General features: G+C 35.5%; 25 protein-coding genes. 18 read left to right on the forward strand and 7 right to left on the reverse strand.

The window, feature by feature from the left end:
- Position 1 precedes the first annotated feature (1 nt).
- Positions 2–781, forward strand: coding sequence for a class II glutamine amidotransferase (locus ACYIAJ_RS03245; protein ID WP_483564337.1), 780 nt, complete (start codon positions 2–4; stop codon positions 779–781).
- Here ACYIAJ_RS03245 and mdtH read toward each other — a convergent pair.
- The 6 genes from mdtH to pncB form a co-directional block, all read right to left on the reverse strand.
- Entirely contained in the window at positions 759–1,970 is a 1,212-nt protein-coding gene (gene mdtH, locus ACYIAJ_RS03250) for a multidrug efflux MFS transporter MdtH (protein WP_483559624.1), read from the reverse strand. The two genes, ACYIAJ_RS03245 and mdtH, sit on opposite strands and share 23 nt — an antisense overlap.
- Positions 1,971–2,429, reverse strand: coding sequence for a methylglyoxal synthase (locus tag ACYIAJ_RS03255; protein ID WP_091346288.1), 459 nt, complete (start codon positions 2,427–2,429; stop codon positions 1,971–1,973). It abuts the gene before it with no gap.
- A 135-nt stretch (positions 2,430–2,564) separates the two neighbouring features.
- A complete protein-coding gene (locus tag ACYIAJ_RS03260) occupies positions 2,565–3,707 on the reverse strand; it encodes a porin (protein WP_483559626.1) in 1,143 nt (380 codons plus the stop codon).
- Between the two features lie 301 nt (positions 3,708–4,008).
- Positions 4,009–5,157: a porin gene (locus ACYIAJ_RS03265; RefSeq protein WP_483564338.1), complete on the reverse strand. Its 1,149-nt coding sequence runs from the start codon at positions 5,155–5,157 to the stop codon at positions 4,009–4,011.
- A 291-nt stretch (positions 5,158–5,448) separates the two neighbouring features.
- Positions 5,449–6,852, reverse strand: a complete 1,404-nt coding sequence (asnS, locus tag ACYIAJ_RS03270) for an asparagine--tRNA ligase (RefSeq protein WP_483564339.1) — start codon at positions 6,850–6,852, stop codon at positions 5,449–5,451.
- Between the two features lie 161 nt (positions 6,853–7,013).
- Positions 7,014–8,207, reverse strand: a complete 1,194-nt coding sequence (pncB, locus tag ACYIAJ_RS03275) for a nicotinate phosphoribosyltransferase (protein WP_483564340.1) — start codon at positions 8,205–8,207, stop codon at positions 7,014–7,016.
- Between the two features lie 156 nt (positions 8,208–8,363).
- Between pncB and pepN the strand changes: the two genes are divergently transcribed.
- Positions 8,364–10,997 carry an aminopeptidase N gene (gene pepN, locus ACYIAJ_RS03280; RefSeq protein ID WP_483559634.1) on the forward strand — a complete coding sequence of 878 codons (2,634 nt, stop codon included), beginning with the start codon at positions 8,364–8,366 and terminating at the stop codon, positions 10,995–10,997.
- A gap of 129 nt (positions 10,998–11,126) precedes the next feature.
- Positions 11,127–11,456 carry a rhodanese-like domain-containing protein gene (locus tag ACYIAJ_RS03285; protein WP_483559636.1) on the forward strand — a complete coding sequence of 110 codons (330 nt, stop codon included), beginning with the start codon at positions 11,127–11,129 and terminating at the stop codon, positions 11,454–11,456.
- Positions 11,457–11,491: 35 nt separating this feature from the next.
- On the opposite strand, the gene ACYIAJ_RS03290 is transcribed toward ACYIAJ_RS03285, so the two are convergent.
- Positions 11,492–12,340: a MetQ/NlpA family ABC transporter substrate-binding protein gene (locus tag ACYIAJ_RS03290; RefSeq protein ID WP_091346300.1), complete on the reverse strand. Its 849-nt coding sequence runs from the start codon at positions 12,338–12,340 to the stop codon at positions 11,492–11,494.
- A 271-nt stretch (positions 12,341–12,611) separates the two neighbouring features.
- Here ACYIAJ_RS03290 and ACYIAJ_RS03295 point away from each other — a divergent pair, with 271 nt between their 5' ends.
- The 15 genes from ACYIAJ_RS03295 (at position 12,612) to ACYIAJ_RS03365 (ending at position 23,822) form a co-directional block, all read left to right on the forward strand.
- Positions 12,612–13,655 (forward strand): methionine ABC transporter ATP-binding protein, encoded by a 1,044-nt coding sequence (locus ACYIAJ_RS03295; protein ID WP_483559638.1) that lies wholly within the window; start codon positions 12,612–12,614, stop codon positions 13,653–13,655.
- Positions 13,656–13,755: 100 nt separating this feature from the next.
- Entirely contained in the window at positions 13,756–14,355 is a 600-nt protein-coding gene (locus tag ACYIAJ_RS03300; protein ID WP_425337775.1) for a methionine ABC transporter permease, read from the forward strand.
- Between the two features lie 211 nt (positions 14,356–14,566).
- Positions 14,567–15,382, forward strand: coding sequence for a phospholipid ABC transporter ATP-binding protein MlaF (gene mlaF, locus ACYIAJ_RS03305; protein WP_483559640.1), 816 nt, complete (start codon positions 14,567–14,569; stop codon positions 15,380–15,382).
- Positions 15,382–16,161 (forward strand): lipid asymmetry maintenance ABC transporter permease subunit MlaE, encoded by a 780-nt coding sequence (gene mlaE / locus ACYIAJ_RS03310; RefSeq protein WP_483559642.1) that lies wholly within the window; start codon positions 15,382–15,384, stop codon positions 16,159–16,161. The genes mlaF and mlaE overlap by 1 nt, the downstream gene beginning before the upstream one ends.
- Positions 16,162–16,172: 11 nt before the next feature.
- Complete coding sequence (mlaD, locus tag ACYIAJ_RS03315) at positions 16,173–16,763, forward strand: outer membrane lipid asymmetry maintenance protein MlaD (protein ID WP_483559644.1); 591 nt, start codon at positions 16,173–16,175, stop codon at positions 16,761–16,763.
- A gap of 9 nt (positions 16,764–16,772) precedes the next feature.
- Positions 16,773–17,417: a phospholipid-binding protein MlaC gene (mlaC, locus tag ACYIAJ_RS03320; RefSeq protein WP_483559646.1), complete on the forward strand. Its 645-nt coding sequence runs from the start codon at positions 16,773–16,775 to the stop codon at positions 17,415–17,417.
- A 6-nt stretch (positions 17,418–17,423) separates the two neighbouring features.
- Positions 17,424–17,696 carry an STAS domain-containing protein gene (locus ACYIAJ_RS03325; protein ID WP_483559647.1) on the forward strand — a complete coding sequence of 91 codons (273 nt, stop codon included), beginning with the start codon at positions 17,424–17,426 and terminating at the stop codon, positions 17,694–17,696.
- A 117-nt stretch (positions 17,697–17,813) separates the two neighbouring features.
- Positions 17,814–18,071, forward strand: coding sequence for a BolA family protein (locus ACYIAJ_RS03330; RefSeq protein WP_091346317.1), 258 nt, complete (start codon positions 17,814–17,816; stop codon positions 18,069–18,071).
- 95 nt (positions 18,072–18,166) lie between these two features.
- Entirely contained in the window at positions 18,167–20,194 is a 2,028-nt protein-coding gene (prlC, locus tag ACYIAJ_RS03335; RefSeq protein ID WP_483564341.1) for an oligopeptidase A, read from the forward strand.
- On the forward strand, positions 20,181–20,912 hold the full coding sequence (locus ACYIAJ_RS03340; RefSeq protein WP_483564342.1) for a class I SAM-dependent methyltransferase: 732 nt from the start codon (positions 20,181–20,183) through the stop codon (positions 20,910–20,912). The genes prlC and ACYIAJ_RS03340 overlap by 14 nt, the downstream gene beginning before the upstream one ends.
- Before the next feature lie 21 nt (positions 20,913–20,933).
- Positions 20,934–21,623, forward strand: coding sequence for a 16S rRNA pseudouridine(516) synthase RsuA (gene rsuA / locus ACYIAJ_RS03345; protein ID WP_483564343.1), 690 nt, complete (start codon positions 20,934–20,936; stop codon positions 21,621–21,623).
- Positions 21,624–21,756: 133 nt separating this feature from the next.
- The gene (locus ACYIAJ_RS03350; protein ID WP_483564344.1) at positions 21,757–22,998 is read left to right on the forward strand and encodes a Bcr/CflA family multidrug efflux MFS transporter; all 1,242 of its coding nucleotides are present in this window, start codon (positions 21,757–21,759) and stop codon (positions 22,996–22,998) included.
- 5 nt (positions 22,999–23,003) lie between these two features.
- Positions 23,004–23,198, forward strand: coding sequence for a gamma carbonic anhydrase family protein (locus ACYIAJ_RS03355; protein WP_483564345.1), 195 nt, complete (start codon positions 23,004–23,006; stop codon positions 23,196–23,198).
- Between the two features lie 145 nt (positions 23,199–23,343).
- Entirely contained in the window at positions 23,344–23,601 is a 258-nt protein-coding gene (locus ACYIAJ_RS03360) for an EexN family lipoprotein (RefSeq protein WP_483564346.1), read from the forward strand.
- 83 nt (positions 23,602–23,684) lie between these two features.
- Complete coding sequence (locus tag ACYIAJ_RS03365; protein WP_483564347.1) at positions 23,685–23,822, forward strand: hypothetical protein; 138 nt, start codon at positions 23,685–23,687, stop codon at positions 23,820–23,822.
- Positions 23,823–24,129: the final 307 nt, after the last annotated feature.

Genomic DNA, 24,129 nt, shown 5'->3' on the forward strand with positions numbered 1-24,129 from the left:
TATGTGTGAATTATTGGGTATGAGCGCTAATGTGCCAACCGATATCTGCTTTAGTTTTACCAGCCTAATTAAACGTGGTGGGGACAAAGGTCCCCACAAAGATGGCTGGGGAATTACTTTTTATGAAGGAAAAGGCTGCCGAACATTCAAAGATCCCGAGCCATGCAGTTATTCACCTATTGCTAAAATGGTGAAAGAATATCCCATCAAATCTAAAGCCGTAATTGCCCATATTCGACAAGCAAATCGAGGTGGTGTTGCCCTAGAAAATACCCACCCATTCACCCGCGAACTATGGGGAAAGAACTGGACTTTTGCGCACAATGGGCAATTAACTGATTACCAACATTTAGATACAGGGCTATTTCAACCCATTGGTGAAACCGATAGCGAATATGCTTTCTGTTACTTAATAAATCAACTACATCAAAAGTATTCGCAAAAACCGACTAATGATCTTGAGCTATTTAATTTTATTCAACAATGTGCCAATCAGTTAAGCCAACTTGGTATATTTAATATGCTATTGTCTGATGGGCGATATGTGTTTGCCTACTGCTCAACCAATTTACATTGGATAACCCGTAAAGCGCCTTTTGGCAAAGCAAAATTGCTGGACGAAGATGTCGAAATTGACTTTCAACAACATACAACACCGAATGACGTTGTTACGATTATTTCTACATTACCATTAACTTCAAATGAAACATGGCATAAGCTCAATACGGGCGAGGCAATCTTATTTAAAGATGGTAAGATTAACCAATCTTCCTCATTTTAACACGCTGCATTGGTGGCTCATTTTTAAATTGATATTGCAGATAGCTTAAAGTTAATAGACCAATTGTGGTCAACGCTATCCATGGCAAATGAGGGAATCCCATTTGTATAGCGATATCATATAACCAACCAGCACCGGTATAACCAATAAATCCACCGAGAGCAAGCCCTAAACGACTAAATCCCATATAACTACCTTTTGCCTTAGGATTACTTAGTACTGTTGATAAGGTTTCACGGGCCGGTTCTGCAATAATTGCTCCTAAATAGAATAACGCAATAAGTGATAATAATAATGTTAATTGTGTTGTAAACCCAATAATGATAAAAGCAAATGACATCAAAAATAAACCAAATTTAAGGCGCTGATCTAATCTGAAATATTTTTCACTCCAACGAGCTAATGGATAAAGCAATATGAGTGAAATACTAGCTTGAATGGCATACATCCATTTTACATAACTTGGGCTACCTGATACGTTTGTGATTGTTAAAGGTAACATCAACATAATTTGCACCCATAGCACATAATAACCAGTCAATGTAAGAACATAGCGTGTAAATTTTTTATCTTTCACAACCATTTTCATACCATTCACAATAGGAACTTTACCAACAGCAATATGGTAAGCCGGTAGGAAGAAAATATTAAAAATCCCACATAAGAAAAAAATAAAAGCACCGCACCAACATACTAAATGGAAGTCATAATCAATCAAAATTCCACCAATAAGAGCACCTATTACTGCTCCAGCATTATCTTGTATCATTAACAGTGATATGAACTTACCTCGCTCATGTGGACGGGTAAATTTAATAGTTAGTCCCATACGAGGCGGATCAAATAATAGTCCTCCTAACGCTGAAAGTAAGCAAGAAAGTAATAATAACCAAGGCTCACCTGCAATCGCCATGGAAATAAAACCAACACAGCGTAAAAACATACCTACAACAATCATAGGTTTTGCACCAAATCGATCGGCAATAGCACCGCCAATAATACCAAAACCTTGTTGAACAAATTGCCTAAATCCTAACGCAAAACCAACAAAGAGTGCACTCCAGCCCACTTGGCTAACAAAATGGGTTGATACAAGTGGGAAAACGACATAAAAACCTAAGACAATAAACAAATTATCAAGTAGTAATATTTGTCGACCTGTTTTGCGAATTTGAGAGGGTATTGGCATTTATTTGACTCTGTCAGCTAAATAACTTTGATAATCAGGAATTTCAATATCAACTTCTTGCGTAAAAATAGCAGACTGAATTAATGCATTGGCTGTTGCTTGATTAGTGGCAACAGGAATATTCCAAACCGTCGATAACCGTAAAAGTGCTTTGACATCGGGATCATGGGGTACTGCATTCAGTGGATCCCAAAAAAAGATTAGGATATCAATTTTACCTTCTGCAATTAATGCACCAATTTGTTGATCACCCCCCATTGGTCCACTAAGCATTGGATTGATATCTAAACCCGTCTCTTTATTAATTAATGTCCCTGTCGTACCTGTACCGCATAAGTTATGCTGAGAGAGTATTTCGCGATTTTTGTTACACCAATTTAGCAAAGATTCCTTCAAGTGATCGTGAGCAACTAATGCAATGTTTTTTCTAGCCAATAATCTACGTGTGGTATAGAGCATTATTGTTATCCTAATTTATTATTATCTTTATCGATTTTTTAACAGAGTATCAATTAAAGTGCAAGGAGTATTTAATTGGTAACAGATAATAAAAAAGGCACCGAAGTGCCTTTTAAAAAAATCACATACAATCAATTAAAATTGATAAATTAAACCAAGTGCAACTGTATCTTTGGTTGTGCCATTGATTTGCGATTTGGTAAATGAGTGATCTTCATATAAAGCACGGCGTGCACCGATATCATCTTTATCTAACAAGTTGATTTTATAATCGATAATAGCTTGTAAGTTTTTGTTAAAATCATAAGTTAAACCAACATCAACATATTTAACTAAATCATTACTTTTAAGTCCTGCATCACTTGAATAATTAGATGCATCTTTAACTTTATGTTGAATATAAGCAACAGATGGTGTTAAACGACCCACTTCAAAGTCAATACCATATTGTGCAACAAGTTCATAGCCTTTAGTTTTTAAATCACTTGCACTGTGAGTAGTTGATGCATTATCCCAACCATATTTTTGTTTGCCTTGGATATATAATGCTGCTAAATAAAGGTTATCGTTGTCATATTTAATACCAGCTGACCACGCTTTAGCATCTTTATGACCACCAGTTTGAGCATAACCAGCACCAACAGATAAGCCTGTATCAAGCACATCCCAATCAACAACTGATCCCCATGCTTCAGCACTATCACGTTTATCGTCACTAGCATGTTTATTGAAATGACTAGTTGAACTATTATCACCATTATCAGCGTATTGAACTGCAAAACGTAAACCATTAACTAAGCCAAAGAAATCAGCATTACGATAAGTAGCAACGGCTTTTGTACGAGCTGTTAATGCATAAAGATCATTATCTGAAGCATCACCACCAAATTCAGGTAATACGTCAGTATAAGACGTTAACGTTTTTAACACGCCATCATTACGACCATAGTCGAATGAACCAAAATCACCAAAGTTTAAACCAGCAAATGCATAACGTGTTTCATTATCGGCATTAGTACCTGTTTTAGCTTCATATTCCCAACGCCCATAGCCAGTAACACTATCAGTCACTTGAGTTTGACCTGACATACCTAAACGTGCAGTGGTTTTATCACCTTCGCCTGTTTGATTATTGCGATCAGTAATATAGTTTAAAGCATAAACACGTCCATAAAAGTCAACTTTATTACCGTCTTTATTCCACACTTCGATAGAAGCGTTTGCTGTACCTGCAATTAAAAGTGCAGGAATAGCGATTGCTAATAGATTACGTTTCATTTTTTACCCTCGTAGGTGTTTTATATTATTAAAGATGCAAATAGTTTTGCTCTTGGTTTAATAAATAACAGCTAATAAATAGCAATTATATTATAAGTGTGATATCTATTTTACTAGATAGCAAATAGATTTTATTGTACACATTCACTATTTAATAATGTTAATTAGATTATTTCTGCGAATTTGCGAATATTTTAATACTTAATGTAAAAATTTTTAAGCATAAAATGTGCTTTTAGATTGAAAAAGATTAAGAAATAAAAAAAGGCACCTAAGTGCCTTTTTATAAGATATTAAGAGATTAGAATTGGTAAATTAAACCAACACCTAACACATCTTTAGTACCTGGTTTATTCAAGTGACGATCACGCTGCACTTTTGTATTATGTGCTGCACCAATGTCTTTACGATCAAGAAGATTGAATTTGTATTCAACGATTGCACTGAAGTTTTTGTTTAGATCGTAAGTTGCACCTACAGATACATATTTAACTTCTGGTGAGTTAGTTGAATCAATACGTAATGTAGGATTAGCATAATAACCAAAGGAGTCAGTTTTACGTTTGTGTTGAACATAAGCTAAAGAAGGAGTTAAACGTCCAACTTCTAAATCAATACCGTATTGAGCAACTAATTCAAAACCTTTGTATTTTATATCGGTATCACCAAGATATAGTGGAACGTTATTTGCCACAATAAACATAGAACGATTTTTTAATTTACTTTGGAAGTAGTTAGCTGCTAAATATAAATTATAATTATCATATTTAATACCACCAGTCCAAGTGCTGTGACGATTTTCACTTGATGCTGATTGAGCATAACCTGCACCAGCAGTTAAACCTGTATCAAAAATATTCCATTGAATATTTGCACCATAAGCTTCTCTTGAACCATCATTAATGCTATCTTCAGTGTTTGAATTATCACCATTATCAGCATATTGTAATGCAAAGCTTAAATCATCAGTTAAACCGAAGAAGTTATTGTTACGATAAGTAGCAACTGCTTTAGTACGTGCAGATAACACGTTCCAATTGTTGTTTGCTGCATCACCACCAAATTGTGGTAATACGTCAGTATAAGCAGTGATTGCTTTTAACACACCGTCATTACGACCATAGTCGAATGAACCTGCATCACCAAAATTTAAACCAGCAAATGCATAACGAACTTCGTTATTAGAGTTTTTACCTGCTTTCGCTTCGTATTCCCAACGACCATAGCCTGTTACGCTATCAGTAATTTGAGTTTGACCAGACATACCTAAACGAGCTGAAGTATCATCACCTTCACCTGCTTGTCCACGATCAGTGATGTTGTTAGCTGCTTTTACTCGGCCATAAAAGTCAACTTTATTACCGTCTTTGTTCCAAACTTCGATAGACGCATTTGCACCTGCTGCTACTAAAAGAGCAGGGATAGCGATTGCTAATAGATTACGTTTCATTTTTTACCCTCATGGTTATTTTTCTAAAAAAGACACATCCCATAAGTTTAGTGTCAATTTTTGTTTAAAAATTATTCATCCCAAAGATAATAGTATTGCTATTATCTTTATTTACTTTTTACAGTAGCGTAAATTATGTATAAATTTTTTTTAAAATCAAGCGAACTTTTCATAAAACCCGTTGTCAAAGCCTAAAATCAAGACTGTTTGATTATTTTTTAATCATTTTTGAGCTAAAACTTAATTAACAAAGAATCCCAATCCTATGTCAGATCGGGAAATTTAATCAGCTTAAAAATTTGCATTACGCGGTGTTCTTGGGAATGGGATCACATCGCGTACATTTTGCACGCCGGTGACATAAACAATCAGACGTTCAAAACCAAGACCAAATCCAGAGTGAGGTACTGTACCATAACGGCGTAAGTCACGATACCACCAATAATCTTCTTTTTTAAGTCCCATTTCTTCCATACGTTTATCCAACATATCTAAACGCTCCTCACGCTGTGAACCACCAATAATTTCACCAATCCCCGGAGCTAAAACGTCCATCGCTGCAACTGTTTTACCATCATCATTCATACGCATATAAAATGCTTTAATGTCTTTAGGGTAGTTTTTGACAACCACTGGTGCTTTAAAATGCTGTTCCGCTAAGTAACGTTCATGTTCTGAGGCTAAATCAATTCCCCAACTGACAGGGTTTTCAAACTGAGCATCACAGTTTTGCAAAATGGTGATAGCATCAGTGTAATCAACTTGAGCAAAATCAGCATTAATAAAGTTCTCAAGGCGATTAATTGCTTCTTTATCAACATGCTGAGCAAAAAATTGCATATCATCAGCTCGTTTTTCTAACACAGCTTTAAACACATATTTCAGCATGTCTTCGGCAAGTTTAGCATTGTCATTGAGGTCAGCAAACGCCACTTCAGGCTCCATCATCCAAAACTCAGCTAAATGGCGAGTTGTATTTGAGTTTTCAGCTCTAAATGTTGGACCGAAAGTATAAACTTTAGAAAGTGCACAAGCATAAGTTTCGGCATTTAGTTGCCCAGAAACAGTTAAAAAAGCTTCTTTACCGAAAAAGTCTTTATCAAAATCAACCTTACCGTTGTCCGATTTAGGCAGATTTAACATATCAAGTGTTGAAACACGGAACATTTCGCCCGCCCCTTCGGTATCTGATGCAGTAATAATTGGTGTTGATAACCAATAAAAGCCACGTTCATCGAAAAATTGGTGAATAGCTTGTGCAAGTGTATGGCGTACACGTGTTATCGCACCAACAATATTGGTTCTTGCTCGTAAATGAGCCACTTCTCGCAAATATTCAATAGAGTGACGTTTAGCTGCCATTGGGTAAGTTTCAGGATCATCAACAAAGCCATATACTTCAACTTGTGTTGCTTGTAATTCATATTTCTGACCTTGACCTGGTGATTCCACCACTTTACCCGTGACTTTAACCGAACAACCAGCTGTTAAACGTAAGATCTCTTGTTCATAATTAGGTAAATTATTTTCAATAACCGCCTGAATAGGATCAAAGCAAGAGCCATCATAAACGGCTAAAAATGAAATGCCGGCTTTAGAATCACGCCGAGTTCTTACCCAACCTTGAACGGAAATTGTGCTACCAACAGCAATTTTGCCTTGTAACACATCAACAATAGGTGCAACTGAAGTCATTTTAATTATCCATCTCTACATTAATTGTTTAAGTAATCTTTAAAGTAATACAGATCTATTCTAACGGTTATTCCATAGCAAAATGGAATTCTTAAATAATAAAATCTTGATTACTGATCTCTATTTTCTAATATGAACGATAGGTTAAATATTAATTATTATCAAATTTTAACACTAAAAGTTCGTTTTAATTCATCAATAAAATCTAAATCCTGAGATATTGTTTTCCCTGGACTATCTGATAGTTTTGCAACGGACTGATTATTGCATTCCGTTAATTTAAGTACAATATTCAATGCTTTAGTATTCGCTTCTTTAGAAGGAATATCGCAAGCCAAAAAACCACCTACGCCAAAAGATAATTTTACGCGATGATTAAAATGTTGATAAATATTAAGTGCCTTATCAAAATTCAAACTGTCTGAAAATACCAATAACTTTGTTTTAGGATCAATGCCTAACTGCTGGTAATGCGCAATCGCCTTTTCTCCCCACTCAATTGAATCACCCGAATCATGACGAAGCCCTTGATAGTGAGACGCAAAGTGCAGGTCAAAATCACGTAAAAACGCATCCATTGTAATACAATCGGTCAATGCCACTCCCAAGTCATGAGGATATTCATCTAACCAAACCTGAAGCGCATTTGTTTGACAATCCTGAAGACTATAGCTTAAACGCTGATGAGCTTGAAACCACTCATGTGCTTGAGTTCCAACAGGAGTAAGCCCTAAACGATAGGCAAGTAAATAATTGCTAGTACTGTGAAAGTTATTAAAATGCGTTTTCAAATAACTAACAACAGCCTCTTGCACCGCAAACGAATAACGCCTACGAGTACCAAAATCCATTAAATTAAAACCCGACATATCCATATTAGCTGTTTTCTCATTAAACAAGGCTAATTTATCTTTTAGCCTTGCCAATGCTTCAGGAACGCCAATATTTGGCGAACGATCTTTATGGACAATCTCACTAATAACAGCAAGTAATGGCACTTCCCATAAAATGACATCTAACCATTTACCTTTAATGGTAATGGAAAGCATTCCATCTTCATTTTTTATAGTAAGCAAATTACTATTAAAACGCCATTTTTTAAGCCAATTTAAATAGTCAGATTTAAAAAAGATGATATTTGATAAATAGTCAAATTCATCATCAGACAAAGCTAATGATTCCATTAATTTCACTTGATGTATTATTTGATCTGCATATTGCCCAAGTAGATCATCACTACGACAACGAAACTGTGCAACCACGGTTGCTTCAGGATAGTGATGAAATACGGCCTGTTGCATATGCAACTTATAAGCATCAGTATCTAATATTGATGTAATTATCGCTGGTAACATGTAAATTTAGTGCTATTACTTTAAAGAAAATTCCAGAGATTATAGCAGAATAATAATGAAGATATAGATTAATTATGTAATAAGATTGTTTTAATCGGCTATAATATTCGCTAGCACAACATATAAATTGAGTCCAAACCAAAAGGTCATAACAACATGAATACAAAAATACCTGAATCACAACCTATTGCAAAAAACCGTCTTGATTATAAGGCGCCTAATTTTACTATTACCGACATTGATCTTGATTTTGATTTAGCGCCAGAAATAACAACAGTAACAGCTCGTAGCCGCATCGTTCAAAAAAATCAGCAAGCGAACGATTTAATTTTAGACGGTGAAGACCTTAAATTGATTTCCATTAATATCGACGAGCAACCATGGCATGATTACCAAATCACGAAAACAGGATTAATCATTCAAAACGTGCCTGCTGAGTTTACTTTAACGATTGTTAACGAAATCAAACCAATTGATAATACCGCACTTGAAGGATTATATGTATCAGGCGAAGCGCTTTGTACTCAATGTGAAGCGGAAGGATTCCGTCATATCACTTATTATCTTGACCGACCCGATGTGCTTGCACGCTTTACAACACGCATTACTGCTAATAAACAACGCTATCCTTACCTACTTTCGAATGGTAATCGCATCGCACAAGGCGAACTTGCTGATGGACGTCATTGGGTGCAATGGCAAGATCCCTTCCCTAAACCTGCTTACTTATTTGCCTTAGTTGCTGGTGATTTTGATATTTTAAAAGATCAGTTTATCACGCAATCCAAACGCACAGTTGATTTAGAAATTTATGTTGATAAAGGTAATTTAGATCGTTCGCACTGGGCAATGACAAGTTTAAAAAATGCCATGCGTTGGGACGAAACACGTTTTGGACTTGAATATGATTTAGATATTTTTATGATCGTTGCAGTCGATTTTTTCAATATGGGAGCAATGGAAAACAAAGGATTAAATATCTTTAATTCAAAATATGTGCTTGCCAAACCACAAACAGCAACAGATGATGACTATCTAGGTATTGAAGGGGTAATTGGTCATGAATATTTTCACAACTGGACAGGTAATAGAGTCACCTGTCGTGACTGGTTCCAACTCAGTTTAAAAGAAGGATTAACGGTATTTCGTGATCAGGAATTTAGCGCCGATATGGGATCTCGTGCAGTCAAACGAATTGAAGATGTAAAACTTTTACGTACCGTTCAATTTGCCGAAGATGCCAGCCCTATGTCTCACCCTATTCGCCCTGAACAAGTCATTGAAATGAATAACTTTTATACAGTCACCGTATACGAAAAAGGAGCTGAAGTTATTCGTATGATGCATACCTTGTTAGGTGAAGAAAAATTCCAAGCAGGCATGAAACTCTACTTTAAACGCCATGATGGCAGTGCCGCAACGTGTGATGATTTTGTTGCAGCCATGCAAGATGCCTCAGGTATCGATTTAACTCAGTTTAAATTATGGTATAGTCAATCAGGTACACCTGAACTAACCGTTACCGATAATTACGACGAAAAAAACCAACAATATACTTTAACGGTAGAACAATATACGCCAGCAACACAAGATCAAAATCAAAAACAAGCATTACATATCCCGCTTGATATTGAATTATATCAACATGATGGCAAAGTTATTACATTGCAATACCAAGGCCAACCTATTCACCATGTTTTAAATTTAACACAGAGCACACAACAATTTATCTTTGATAACGTGACTGAAAAGCCGATCATTTCATTATTACGTGATTTTTCAGCACCCGTTAAGTTGACTTATGATTATCAAGATAATGATCTCATTTTCCTAATGCAGCACGCGACTAACGCATTTAGCCGCTACGATGCAGCGCAAATGCTATTGGCAAAATATGTTCGTTTAAATGTAAAAAATTATCAAGAAAATCAAAAATTAGCACTACCTGATTCAGTATTAGATGCATTTCGAGCGGTATTGCTATCAGAAAATACTGATCCTTTCCTTATCGCGCAGATCTTGACCTTGCCATCTGAAAACGAATTAGCTAATTTATTTACTGTGGTTGATCCAATCGCTATTCATGAAGTCCGTCTGTTTTTACTAACTCAATTTGCAAACGAACTTTATGATGAATTATTAGCCGTTTATCACCACAATAACACTTCACAATATCAAATTAAACATAATGATATTGCTAAGCGATCACTTAAAAACTGTTGTTTAACTTTATTAGCCTATGCCGATGATAGTTCGCACGCTAATACATTAGTTAGCCAACAATATCATCAAGCAAATAATATGACTGATTGTTTAGCTGCCTTAAATGTAGCGGTAAAAGCTGAACTTGATTGTCGAACAGAGCTATTAGTAAACTTTGATGATAAATGGCATCAAGATGGACTTGTTATGGATAAATGGTTAGCATTGAACGCAACAAGCCCAGATAAAAATGTCCTTGCTACAGTGAAAAAATTATTAACTCACCGCTCATTTACGCTCAGTAATCCAAATCGCATCCGTGCATTAATTGGTTCCTTTGTAAATAATAATCCTGTGGCATTTCATGCTAAAGATGGTAGTGGTTATCAATTCTTAGTTGAAATCCTCACAGAGTTAAACCAAAAAAATCCGCAAGTTGCAGCTAGACTCATCGATCCGCTGATTCGATTAAAACGTTATGATGAAAAACGTCAACAACAGATGCGAAAAGCACTTGAAGACTTACTAAAAATTGAAAATTTATCTAAAGATTTATTTGAAAAAATTAGCAAAGCATTAGAAGCATAAATCGCAAAAATATTACCATCTTGTAATATCCTTACAGGATGGTATAACATAAATGAAAAATTGAAGTTTGATACTCAAACACATGTCTAGCTGAAATTTTTTGACAATTATTCTCATGAGTCTTAAATAATGACAATAAAAGAAATCACACCAACAGAACTGGCACAAAAACTAAGCCAGTCTGATAATATTTTCTTACTTGATGTACGCGAAGCTAACGAGGTCGCTATTTGCAAAATTAATGGTGCAACGCATATTCCAATGAACCTAATTCCCTTGTATTTAGACAAAATCCCTGATGAAATCGATATTATTATTTATTGTCATCACGGCATAAGAAGCCTTAATGTCGCTAACTATTTAGCTGAAAATGGTTTTGATAACGATTACCTTTATAACCTTACAGGGGGAATTGATGCTTGGGCATGCATAATTGATCAACAAATGGCAAGATATTAAAATGCCCGTTATCAACGGGCTTTATTTTTTCTCGTTTATTCTTTAGGCATTACCCAATAACCATTTTGATTATGTGTTTTCATATAATCCTTAAACTGTTGGGACTGATAAATGCGTTTAATATCTTGTGCCCATTGGCTATTTTCGTTTCCCTCATTAACTACCACCATAATCTCTAAGTCTGGAATGATAGTTTCTGAAAGAAGTGCTTTATTTGAATCTATATTGGCAGAATAAACGATACTACCTGGGATTACTGCAAAATCTAACTCATCTAATACACGAGGAATGTTAGCCGAATCCATTTCAATGATTTCAATACCTGCGATATTCTCAGCTATATCATTTTTACTCACAATAATAGGGTTAGTGTTTTCCTTTAATTTTATCCATCCTGCCTTTTCTAATAAATTATATGAGCGAGCTGCATTAGAAGCATCTTGCGGAATAGCCACTTTAGCCCCCGAAAAAACTTGCTTTAATGAGGTATATTTATTCGAAAATACTGCAGCAGGCACCGATGGCACATGAACAACCGACTTTAAATGTGCCTTACGTTGTGCATTAAATACGTCCATATAAGCTGTATGCTGTGCAACGGTTAAATCGATACTACCCTCAGTTAGAGCGATATCAGATTCAAGCAAATGTGGAAAACTAACTAGTTTAACTTTATAACCTTCGGATTCAAGTATTGGCTTAACAGCATCATTAAACAAATCATTATAAGGCCCTGGCGATACTCCCATACTGATCTCTTTTTTTGTTTGATTATTAGCTTGGTTTGATGATTTATCGCAAGCCGTAATCAAACTTATTGAGCTAACCACCAATGCGAAGGCAATATACCTAAAAAATTTGTGTTCAGTAAAAAATGTTTTCATAAAAAATACCCCTATAAGTTGCAAACATAAAACACTGTAGCACAAAAAAAGCGGTTCATTTATTCCAAGTGATTCTATCTTATAACTTTAAGGAATAAGATATAAAAAACGATTATTAGGGCAGAAAACTAACCTATGTTACCGTTAAATAAACATAAATTACATCGTTGAATAATAATCCCAAATTTAAAATTCACCATATCATGATAATGCCTTTGGTTAATTATTTATCCAAATATTCAACTCAAACAAAATAAATGGGTTACAAATAATGATTAGATTTGAAAATGTTTTTAAACAATATGAGCGAAATGGCATCACCACACAAGCATTAAACAATATTAATTTAACCATTCGTAAAGGCGATATTTACGGTATCATTGGTTATAGTGGAGCGGGTAAAAGCACATTAGTTCGGTTAATTAACTTTCTTGAAAAACCGACAAAAGGTAATGTCATTATCCAAAATCAAGTTCTCAACCAATTATCAAATAGTGAATTACGGCAAGTAAGACGAAAAATTGGTATGATTTTTCAGCATTTTAATTTATTAGAATCAAAAACTGTATTTGAAAATATAGCCATACCGCTAATTTTACTTAAAGAAAAAAAACAAACTATACAAAAAAGAGTTCATGAACTTTTAGCTTTTGTTGGATTAAGTGAAAAAGCCAATAGTTATCCTAAAGAGCTATCAGGTGGGCAAAAACAACGGATTGGTATTGCTCGTGCTTTAGCAAATAACCCTGATATCTTATTATGTGATGAAGCCACCTCTGCACTTGACCCACAAACAACTCAAGACATTCTAGATTTAATCAAAAAAATTAACGAAAAATATCAAATAACAGTCGTACTAATCACTCATGAAATGCATGTTATTGAGCAAATTTGTCATAAAGTAGCCGTCATGGAAAAAGGAGAAATCATTGAACATGGCAATGTACTTGATGTTTTTGGTCATCCAAAACACCAAACAACACAAAATTTTGTAAGTACCGTGATTAATGATCAAATCCCTGATGGAGTGGTCAAAAACTTGCTCGCGCTAGAAAAAACAAAAGACAATATTCGATTATTCAAACTTGAATTTTTGGGTAGTTCAGCATCAGAGCCCGTAGTAAATAAGCTAATACTGCAACAAAAGGTCATCGTCAATATTTTATTTGCCCATATGTCCGAGATTCAAAATACCGTGCTAGGCAGCATGTTTGTGCAATTAAAAGGAAATGATAATCATATTAATGATTCAGTGAATTATCTGTGTCAGCATGGTGTACAAGTCACCGAAATTAACCATTGGGAGAGCAACTAAAATGGAACAATTCAATACCATTATTCATTATTTAGCCTCTTACTTTACAACGACAGTCACAACAGAGCAATTTATTCAGGCATTTTATGATACCTTTATTATGGTCTTTTTCTCCTTAAGTGTTGGGGTATTATTAGGTATTCCGCTTGGTATCTGTTTAGTCACAACAAGACCGACAGGGTTATTAGAAAACCCACTGATTTATCGAATATTAAATCCAATCATCAACACACTAAGATCGCTTCCTTTTATTATATTACTTGTCGCCATTCATCCACTAACTAAACTGATCGTTGGTAGTTCATTTGGCACACTAGCAGCTATTGTGCCTTTAACCATTTATGTTGCACCTTATATAGCCCGATTAGTTGAAAACTCCTTACTTGAACTTGATAATGGTATTATTGAAGCTGCGCAATCCATGGGTGCAACAACATTACAAATTATTTGGCATTTTATGTTACCTGAAGCCTTCAGCTCGTTAATTTTAACCATAACAACAGCCACCATTGGCTTAATTGGTGCAACGGCAATGGCTGGTGCAATTGGCGCTGGAGGGATTGGTGATTTGGCTATTTCGTACGGTTATCAACGTTTTGATACGGCCGTCACTATTATTTGCGTGGTAATTTTGGTTATTGTTATACAATTTATTCAAAGTCTTGGAAACTATCTAGCACGAAAAGTCAGGCACGAATAATACATAACACAATATAAAAACATCAATACCATAACACTAAAAGGCAAAATACATTTTGCCTTTTTTGCTCTGATTCATTATTGAATGTGATGTGCATTTTATATCAATTGTTAGCATTTTAGTATAAAACAATAACTTTAATACATTTCCTTTATTCTCAATTATCAAGTAAAATAGCTCCAATTTTAGATCAGTAGTGTAGGAAATCACTGTGACAAACACATTACAGCAGAATTTGGTTGAAATCCATGATATGTCTTTTTATCGTGGAACAAGACCTATTTATAAAAATATGAATCTGAATGTCCCAAAAGGAAAAGTCACGGCAATTATGGGGCCATCAGGCATTGGTAAAACCACCTTATTACGCCTAATTGGTGGACAATTAAAACCGCAATCAGGAAAAATTTTATTTGATGGTGAAGATATACCCAGCATGTCGCGTTCAAGATTGTATGAAGTACGTAAACGCATGAGCATGTTGTTTCAATCCGGTGCCTTATTTACTGATCTAACAGTATTTGACAATGTCGCCTATCCATTACGCGAACACCTTAACTTACCTGAACCTATATTGCATAATTTAGTGTTAATGAAATTACAAGCGGTTGGCTTACGTGGCGCAGCTCAAATGATGCCATCAGAATTATCTGGTGGTATGGCAAGACGAGCCGCTTTAGCTAGAGCTATAGCGCTGGATCCCGATTTAATCATGTTTGACGAACCGTTTGCAGGACAAGATCCTATCTCAATGGGTGTAATTGTTAAACTGATATCCGAAATTAACCAATCATTAGGATTAACCTGCATTGTTGTGAGCCATGATGTGAGCGAAGTACTCAGTATTGCAGACTATGCTTATATTGTAGCTGAACAACATATTATTGCAGGTGGTACACCGCAGCAATTGCGTGATAATGACGATTCACGGGTTAAACAGTTCCTTGACGGTTTGGCTGATGGACCCGTCCCTTTTCATTATCCTGCTGATGATTACCGATTAGACCTAAGCAGAGGTATAAAATAATGTTGAATTTACTGGCAAAATTAGGGCAATGGTTTATCAATATCATTGCGATGATTGGCCGTTCCGGTGTTATGCTGTTTGGGGCATTAATTGGTAAGCCACAATTTAATAAACAATTTCCATTACTCATTAAGCAATTTTATTTTGTTGGAGTACAATCACTGACCATCATTATTGTTTCTGGTCTTTTTATAGGCATGGTTCTGGCTCTACAAGGTTACTTTATACTAACCACCTTTGGAGCCGAAGCAAGCATTGGAATGATGGTTGCTCTAGCCCTACTTCGCGAATTAGGGCCTGTTGTCGCAGGTCTACTGTTTGCTGGCCGTGCAGGCTCTGCCTTAACAGCCGAAATTGGTTTAATGAAAGCAACTGAACAGTTATCAAGTATGGAGATGATGGCAATTGATCCACTACGACGTATTATCGCTCCGCGTTTTTGGGCTGGATTTTTTAGTATGCCGTTTTTAACTGCAATTTTTGTCACCGTGGGCATTTTAGGTGGCTCGCTTGTTGGTGTTGATTGGAAAGGTATTGATGCGGGCTTTTTTTGGTCATCTATTCAAAGCAATGTTGATTGGTGGCATGATTTAGGAAACTGTTTTATCAAAAGCTTTGCATTTGCCATCGCTAGCACTTGGATTGCACTTTTTAATGGTTACGATTGTGTACCAACATCAGAAGGAATTAGTCGAGCAACAACAAGCACTGTTGTTTATTCATCATTAGTTATTTTGGGGTTAGATTTTATTTTAACCGCATTAATGTTTAGTCATTGAGGTCATTAAACATGAGTCGTAAAATCGAAATTACAGTAGGATTATTTATGGTACTGGTCATTTGTTCAGTGCTATTTTTATGTTTTAAAGTAACCGATCCAACATCATTTGCAAGCCATAATTCCTATCGAGTTTATGCTGTATTTGAGAATATTGGGGGATTAAAAGCACGTTCTCCGATCAAAATTGGTGGGGTAGTCATTGGTCGCGTCAGTAATATTTCGCTAAATTCGTCAAATGGCAATCAATACAAACCTTATGTAGCCATGGATATTGATGCACAATATGATAAAATTCCAAGTTCAAGTTCACTTTCAATTAAGACATCTGGAATACTTGGAGAACAGTTTATTGATATCAATATAGGCGTTGATAGAGAAACAGAATTTAGTATTGACGCATCAGGCGTTGATCCAGCTATTTTAGCTAAAGCAAAAAAAAATAAAACTCCGCCATACTTACTCGAAGGTTTTGTTGTGCAAAACACCACACCTGCTCTCGTTTTAGAAGATCTGATTGGTAAATTCCTTTACAGTATAGGAGGCTCATCAGATAAAGACAAAGCCAACAAAGATAAAAAAGAAGATACAACTGAAAACTAAGGAGTTAACATGTTAAACAAATTTAAAACAACTATTTTTTTAGTATTAGCTTTATTGTTTAGTTCTACAGCCTTTGCTGAAAACGATCCCTATAAAGAAATGCAAGTTTCTGCTGATAAGATTTTTAGCACCATGAATGCACAATCCGCAGCATTAAAATCAAATCCTAACAAACTCAAAGAGATTGTAAAATCGGATCTGTTACCTTATGTGCAAGTAAAATATGCTGGCGCATTGATTTTAGGTAATTATTATAAAAGTGCAACAGAGGCACAACGCACGGCTTATTTTGAAGCTTTTGAAAACTACCTTGTACAAGCTTTCGCTCAAGCATTATCTATGTATAATGGTCAAACCTATCAAGTTGAATCGCCTAAAGATTTAACTGGCAAAACACTTATTTCTATTCGTGTTTTATTAAATCAACCGGATAAAAATCAACAACCATTGCGTATTGATTTTCAATGGCGTAAAAACTCTATCACAGGCGAATGGAAAGCTTATGATTTAGTTGCTGAAGGTGTAAGCATGATCACCACAAAACAAAATGAGTGGTCAACTATTTTACGTCAAGATGGTATTGATGCATTAACCAAACAATTAACTGAACTTTCAAATCGCAATATTGATCCAAATGCTAAACAAAAAGGTTAGTCGATAATGTCGCGAATCAAAACAGAAAAACAACAAGATATATTATGTTTACAGGGTGAACTTGATGTTCACTCCTTAAACGACTTATGGTCAACACAAGACTCTATTTTAAATGGTATAAAATGCATTGATGTAGAGCAACTTACTCGGGTTGACTCTTCAGGGCTCGCGACGTTAATTTACTTTTGCAATAAATATCATGTCAAACTCAAAGGTATTAACCCTCAATTGCAAACGCTCATTACCTTGTATGATTTACAACCTGTAATCAACATTTAAAATATATTAGGTTTTGTACTGAAATACCAAGCTAAAAAACGGCACTACAACGCAGAATTACCAAAGCCTTTTAACAAAAAATAGTCTTTAAATTTATATTAATGATGAGTATTACTAATGAATAAACAAGAAATTATAGATAAATTAAAAAGTTCGCTTGAGCTTGATGATGTACATGTCCTAACCGACGATGGTAGTCATTTTCAAGTTATTGCTGTCGGTGAATTATTTGCCGATTTAAGTCGCGTAAAAAAACAACAAGCAATTTATGCCCCTTTGGCAGAATTCATCCATGACAACCGTATTCATGCTCTTTCTATAAAAACTTATACCCCTACTGAATGGCAGCGCGAACGCAAATTGATGGGATTATAATGCTTCCCAAGCATGACATTCTCTTGAATTAACTGAATTTGCCACCATATTATGTTCTATCAATAGACAACCCATGTGTATAAAGGTATCGCTACATGACTAATCCATTATTAACAGATGCACCATTACCACTCTTTTCACAAATTAAGCCCGAGCATGTTTTGCCTGCTATACAAGAAACTTTAAAAAACTGCAGAAATACAATTGAAACAGTACTAAAACAAAATAGCCAATACACTTGGGATAACTTAATCCAACCAATTGATGAAGTAGACGAAAAATTTGGTCGAGCTTGGTCGCCAGTTAGCCATCTTAATTCAGTTAAAAATAGCCCAGAACTACGCGAAGCTTATGAAGCTTGTCTGCCATTATTATCTGAATACAGCACATGGGTTGGACAACATAAACCTTTATATCAAGCCTATAAACAACTCAAAGAAAGCGAACAATACGCAACATTAAGCAAAGCACAGAAAAAAGTTATTAATAATGCATTACGTGATTTTGAATTATCTGGAATTGGTTTACCTGATGATAAACAAAAACGCTATGGTGAAATTGTCGCAAAATTATCAGAATTATCCTCAAAATATAGCAATAATGTACTTGATGCGACCATGGGTTGGTCAAAATTAATTACTGATATCAAAGAACTTTCTGGCATGCCTGAAAGCGCGCTTGCTGCTGCTCAAGAACAAGCCAAAATAAAAGGCGAAGAGGGTTGGTTACTGACTTTAGATATGCCAAGTTACCTTCCTGTTATGACTTATTGTGATAACCGTGATTTACGATTTGAAATTTATCAAGCCTATACGACTCGAGCATCAGATCAAGGCCCTCATGCTGGTAAGTGGGATAATACAGAGATCATCAAACAAATCTTAATGCTACGTCATGAACTTGCACAATTACTAGGCTTCAATACTTATGCTGATAAATCACTTGCAACAAAAATGGCTGAATCTACCTCGCAAGTCATCGAATTTTTAAATGATTTAGCAACTAAAGCTAAACCTCAAGGCGAAAAAGAGCTAGCTGAACTTAAACGTTATGCTTATGAGTTTTTTGGTGCTAGTGATATCAAACCATGGGATGTGGCTTACTATAGTGAAAAACAAAAGCAATATTTATACAGTATTAACGATGAAGAGTTGCGTCCTTATTTTCCACAGCAAAGAGTAATCAGTGGTTTATTTGAGGTAGTACACCGCATCTTTGGTATGACAGCCAAAGAACGACAAGGCGTTGAAGTTTGGGATCCTGAAGTAAAATTTTATGATCTGTTTGCCGCTAACGGTGAATTAAAAGGTAGCTTCTATCTTGATTTATATGCACGCGAGCACAAGCGTGGTGGCGCTTGGATGGATGATTGTATTGGTCGTATGCGTTTTGCTGACGGACATGTACAAAAACCAGTTGCCTATTTAACCTGTAACTTTAATCACCCGGTTGGCGACAAACCAGCGCTATTTACGCACGATGAAGTCACCACCCTATTTCATGAGTTTGGTCATGGTTTACACCACATGTTAACCGAAATTGATACTTCATCTGTCGCAGGTATTAATGGTGTACCTTGGGATGCGGTTGAATTACCTAGTCAATTCTTAGAAAACTGGTGTTGGCAACCCGAAGCGCTTGCATTTATATCAGGACATTATCAAACTGGCGAACCACTGCCAGCAGAAATGTTAGAAAAAATGCTAGATGCTAAAAACTACCAAGCCGCGCTATTTATTTTACGTCAATTGGAATTTGGCCTTTTTGACTTTAAATTACATACACAAAAAGATCCAGATATTTTAAACACATTAGCCGAAGTAAGAAAGCAAGTCGCTGTTGTGCCTACTGTTGAATGGGGTCGATTCCCGCATGCATTTAGTCATATATTTGCTGGTGGTTATGCTGCAGGTTATTACAGCTATTTATGGGCAGAAGTATTATCTGCTGATGCATTTTCACGTTTTGAAGAAGAAGGCATCTTCAACGCTAAAACCGGTAATGCCTTTCTTGATAACATCTTATCGCAAGGCGGTAGCGATGAACCAATGACACTATTTAAAAATTTCCGAGGCCGCGAACCTCAACTTGAAGCATTACTTCGTCATTATGGTATCCACTAGTCCTAACTTAGCTCAGCTAAAATTATTAGCTGAGCAGTGGTTATCGGCACATGCCGATTTACCGTTCACTCTGATTACCCAAAACAATCAACTTGAGTTACAAAAGACGGACGAACCCAAATTAGGTTTGATATGTGTTAATTTCGTTTCAGGGGCAATGGCTCATCGTCGTCAATTTGGTGGTGGTCGTGGTGAAGCAATTGCTAAAGCAGTCGGGGTAAAAGGTGAGTATTTACCTACCGTTGTTGATACCACAGCTGGGCTTGGTCGAGATGCCTTTGTTTTAGCATCTATCGGTTGTCATGTCACTATGTTTGAGCGGCACCCTGTCGTTGCTGCATTATTAGAAGATGGTTTACAGCGTGCCTATCAAGATCCCCACATTGGTAGTTGGCTTAAGCAGCATTTACGTTTAATTTATCATTCAAGCATTGAGGGATTAAGTACTTACCCTGAAAAACCCGATGTGATTTATCTCGATCCCATGTTTCCACATCGTCAAAAAAGTGCACTTGTCAAAAAAGAGATGCGCATTTTTCAACAACTGGTTGGTAGTGATAATGATGCGGATAGTTTATTAGAACCAGCAAGAAAATTAGCTAAAAAACGAGTGGTAGTAAAAAGACCCGATTATGCGCCGTTTTTAGCTAATCAAAAACCAACGGCTGAAATAAAAACTAAAAATCACCGTTTTGATATATATACACCTTTAAAGTAACACAGGAACACGTTTTAAATTATGCGATTAGATAAATTTCTTGCTCATCACTTAGGCGCCAGTCGCACAATTGTCACCAAAGAACTCAAGGCGAAAAAAGTGACTGTCGATGGTGAGATTATAAAATCAGGCGCTTATCAATTATCGCCAAAACAGATTGTTCATTATGATGGTTATCAAATCGAACAAGTTACCAACCAACGCTATTTCATGCTCAATAAGCCTCAAGGCTATGTTTGTTCAACCGATGATCCCGACCATCCCACTATTCTTTATTTTATTGATGAGCCGATGCCTGAAAAATTGCATGCAGCTGGCAGGCTTGATCTTGATACGACTGGGCTGGTATTGCTGACTGACGATGGTAAATGGTCACACCGAATTACCTCACCTAAACATCATTGTGAAAAAGTCTATGCCGTCACGGTTGAACAACCATTAGGCATTGAACTGATTGATATATTTAAAAATGGCATTCAATTAAAAAGTGAGAAATCACTCACTAAACCCGCTAAATTACATATTATTGATGATTTTCATGCTGAATTAACCATTAGTGAAGGACGATATCATCAAGTTAAACGCATGTTTGCTGCAGTCAATAATCATGTTGTTGCGTTGCATCGCAAACAGATAGGCAAAGTAATCCTTGATATACCTGAAGGGGGATATCGACCACTTACGCAAGATGAAATCAACTCGTTTAATTGATAGGTACAATTTACAGAGATCTAAACCACAACTTTTCATTTAGATAATTAAAGATTTTTTAAATAATTTTGTGTCATTGATTGTCGCGCATTTTGTTATGTGCATTTTGAATAAAATTTAAAGGAAGTACGACGTGCCAACTCAAAATACTTTAGTTAATCTTAAAATTTCTAAAAAAGTACTGATTTTTATTCTTGGATTACTCTCTATGTTAATGCCTTTATCCATAGATATGTATTTACCAAGTATGCCAACTATCGCTCGTGATTTTCATGTAGCTGATTCGGCTGTACAGCTAACCATTAGCTGCTATTTATTAGGATTTTCTGTTGGACAACTTTTATTTGGGCCACTCACTGATAGCTATGGGCGACGCAACATATTAATTTTTGGGCTAATTATTTTTATAGTTGCAGCGTTAAACTGTGGTATTGCAGTCAATATTAATCAATTAATTACTGCCCGCTTTTTTCATGGCATTGCGGCAGCAGCAACAACAATTGTGATTAATGCGCTAATGAAAGATATTTATCGAGATCGAGATGAATTTTCTAAAATGATGTCATTTGTGATGCTGATATCTAATGTTGCACCATTATTAGCGCCAATTATTGGTGGATTTATTTTATATTGGTTTAATTGGCAAGCCAATTTCTACACTATCAGCGTGATTGCTTTGACCTGCTTTGTTCTAGTCATTACTTTGATTCCTGAAACACTAGCCAAAGCAAAACGCAATAAATTCAGTTTAATGCGTATATTAAGTAATTTCATTACACTATTTCGCCATAGACAAGTGTTAACTTATATGATGATAGGTGCGTTTTCTGGTGCAGGATTGTTTTCATTTTTAAGCTTAGGGCCTTTTGTTTATATGAATCTGCATGGTGTTGCATCAACTAATTTTGGCTACTACTTTGCGTTCAATATCATAGTGATGGTTTTCATGAATACATTAAATAGTCGATTTGTTAAACATGTTGGCGCTATAAAAATGATGCGGCTCGGTCTTTTGCTCCAATTTATTATGGCAATAGGGCTGATGCTCGTCACAGTATTTAATTTGGGATTTGCCTATCTTGTTGCTTGTGTTGCTGGTTATATTGGTTGTATGTCAACCATTGGAGGCAATAGCATGGCCGTCGTTTTAGACTTTTATCCCTATATTGCAGGTACAGCCTCATCTCTTGCCGGTACAATTCGTTTTGCAATCGCTGGAGCAATAGGTATAATATTATCATTATTAGTATCAACACCAACTGCTCAATCCATAACGGTCAATAATACAACCGAGTGCCTAATGGTTGGCTCTATGGTGTTATGTAATTTTCTTTCTGTTAGCTTATTTTTGAGTGTCAAAAATAATAAAAGTTAATAATTATGGTCTATCAAATAGGTAATTTACCCCCACAAATTCATCAAAATCGTTTTATCGCAAAATCTGCCGATATCATTGGTGATGTTGTATTACAAGAAGGCGTATCTATTTGGTGTAACGCTGTTTTACGGGGTGATATAGCCCCCATACGTATTGGCAAAAATAGTAACGTACAAGATAACACTACCATCCAATGAGTTAAATAGAAATTTAATAGATAAACAAAGAGAAATTGCATCAGAAAAGAAAAATTTACAACCTACAACGGAGTTTTTTCAAGAATTGCAAAACGAATTTAATAGAAAAAAATCAAGAAAGTCTAATCAATTCAAGGAGAATGAAATGAAAAAATTACTATCTATCTTTATTATTACAACAACAACCTTTTTTTTGCTTGGTTGTGAAAAGAATTACACTGTTGAATATTGGAACTCTCATAAAGAAGAAAGAAATGTTTATTTGAGAAAATGTGCGAATGGAGATATTAACAGAGATTCTCAAAACTGTGAAAATGCGAGGATATCTCTTTCAAGAGATCCGACAACAGATTTTTTCCAAGGTTTGCATGACACTTTGAAAGAAAAACTTAATAGAAAATAAACAGAAATGCATGATAGGTAATTCTAAGAATGAAAGGATATCTCTTTCAAAAAGTCCGATAGATGTTAAATAGGAAATAATAAATGGCAGGTGTTTTTTCTTCTTTGCAGAGCGTTGTTGATCAAACATTGCAGGGGATAGAAAGTCCACCAGAAGTTTTGAGAATAACAAATACGATAAGAAGTATATGGTACTTTTATATTGCTATGGGTAACTTTTAAATCTATTAATATCGCCTTGGGATAAAGGCGATTTGCCATATCAGAAAATTTACATCGAATATTAACGATATCTATAATTACTTCTATCGCATTTGATACAAACGGATTGATAAATATTACAATTGCATCTGTAAAACAGTTTAAGGAGTTAGCCGTTAACGGTGGAGATACAATTGTACTGTTATTAACAAAATAAAGTAGAACTTTCGAAAAGAACATGTTTAATAATCTAGAAAATTAATATGTATTGTCGCTAGTGTTTTTTATTTCCGTTAAAACAACTACAGCCTTATGTCATAAGAATAGA

This window comes from Gilliamella sp. X-46 (assembly GCF_057063525.1).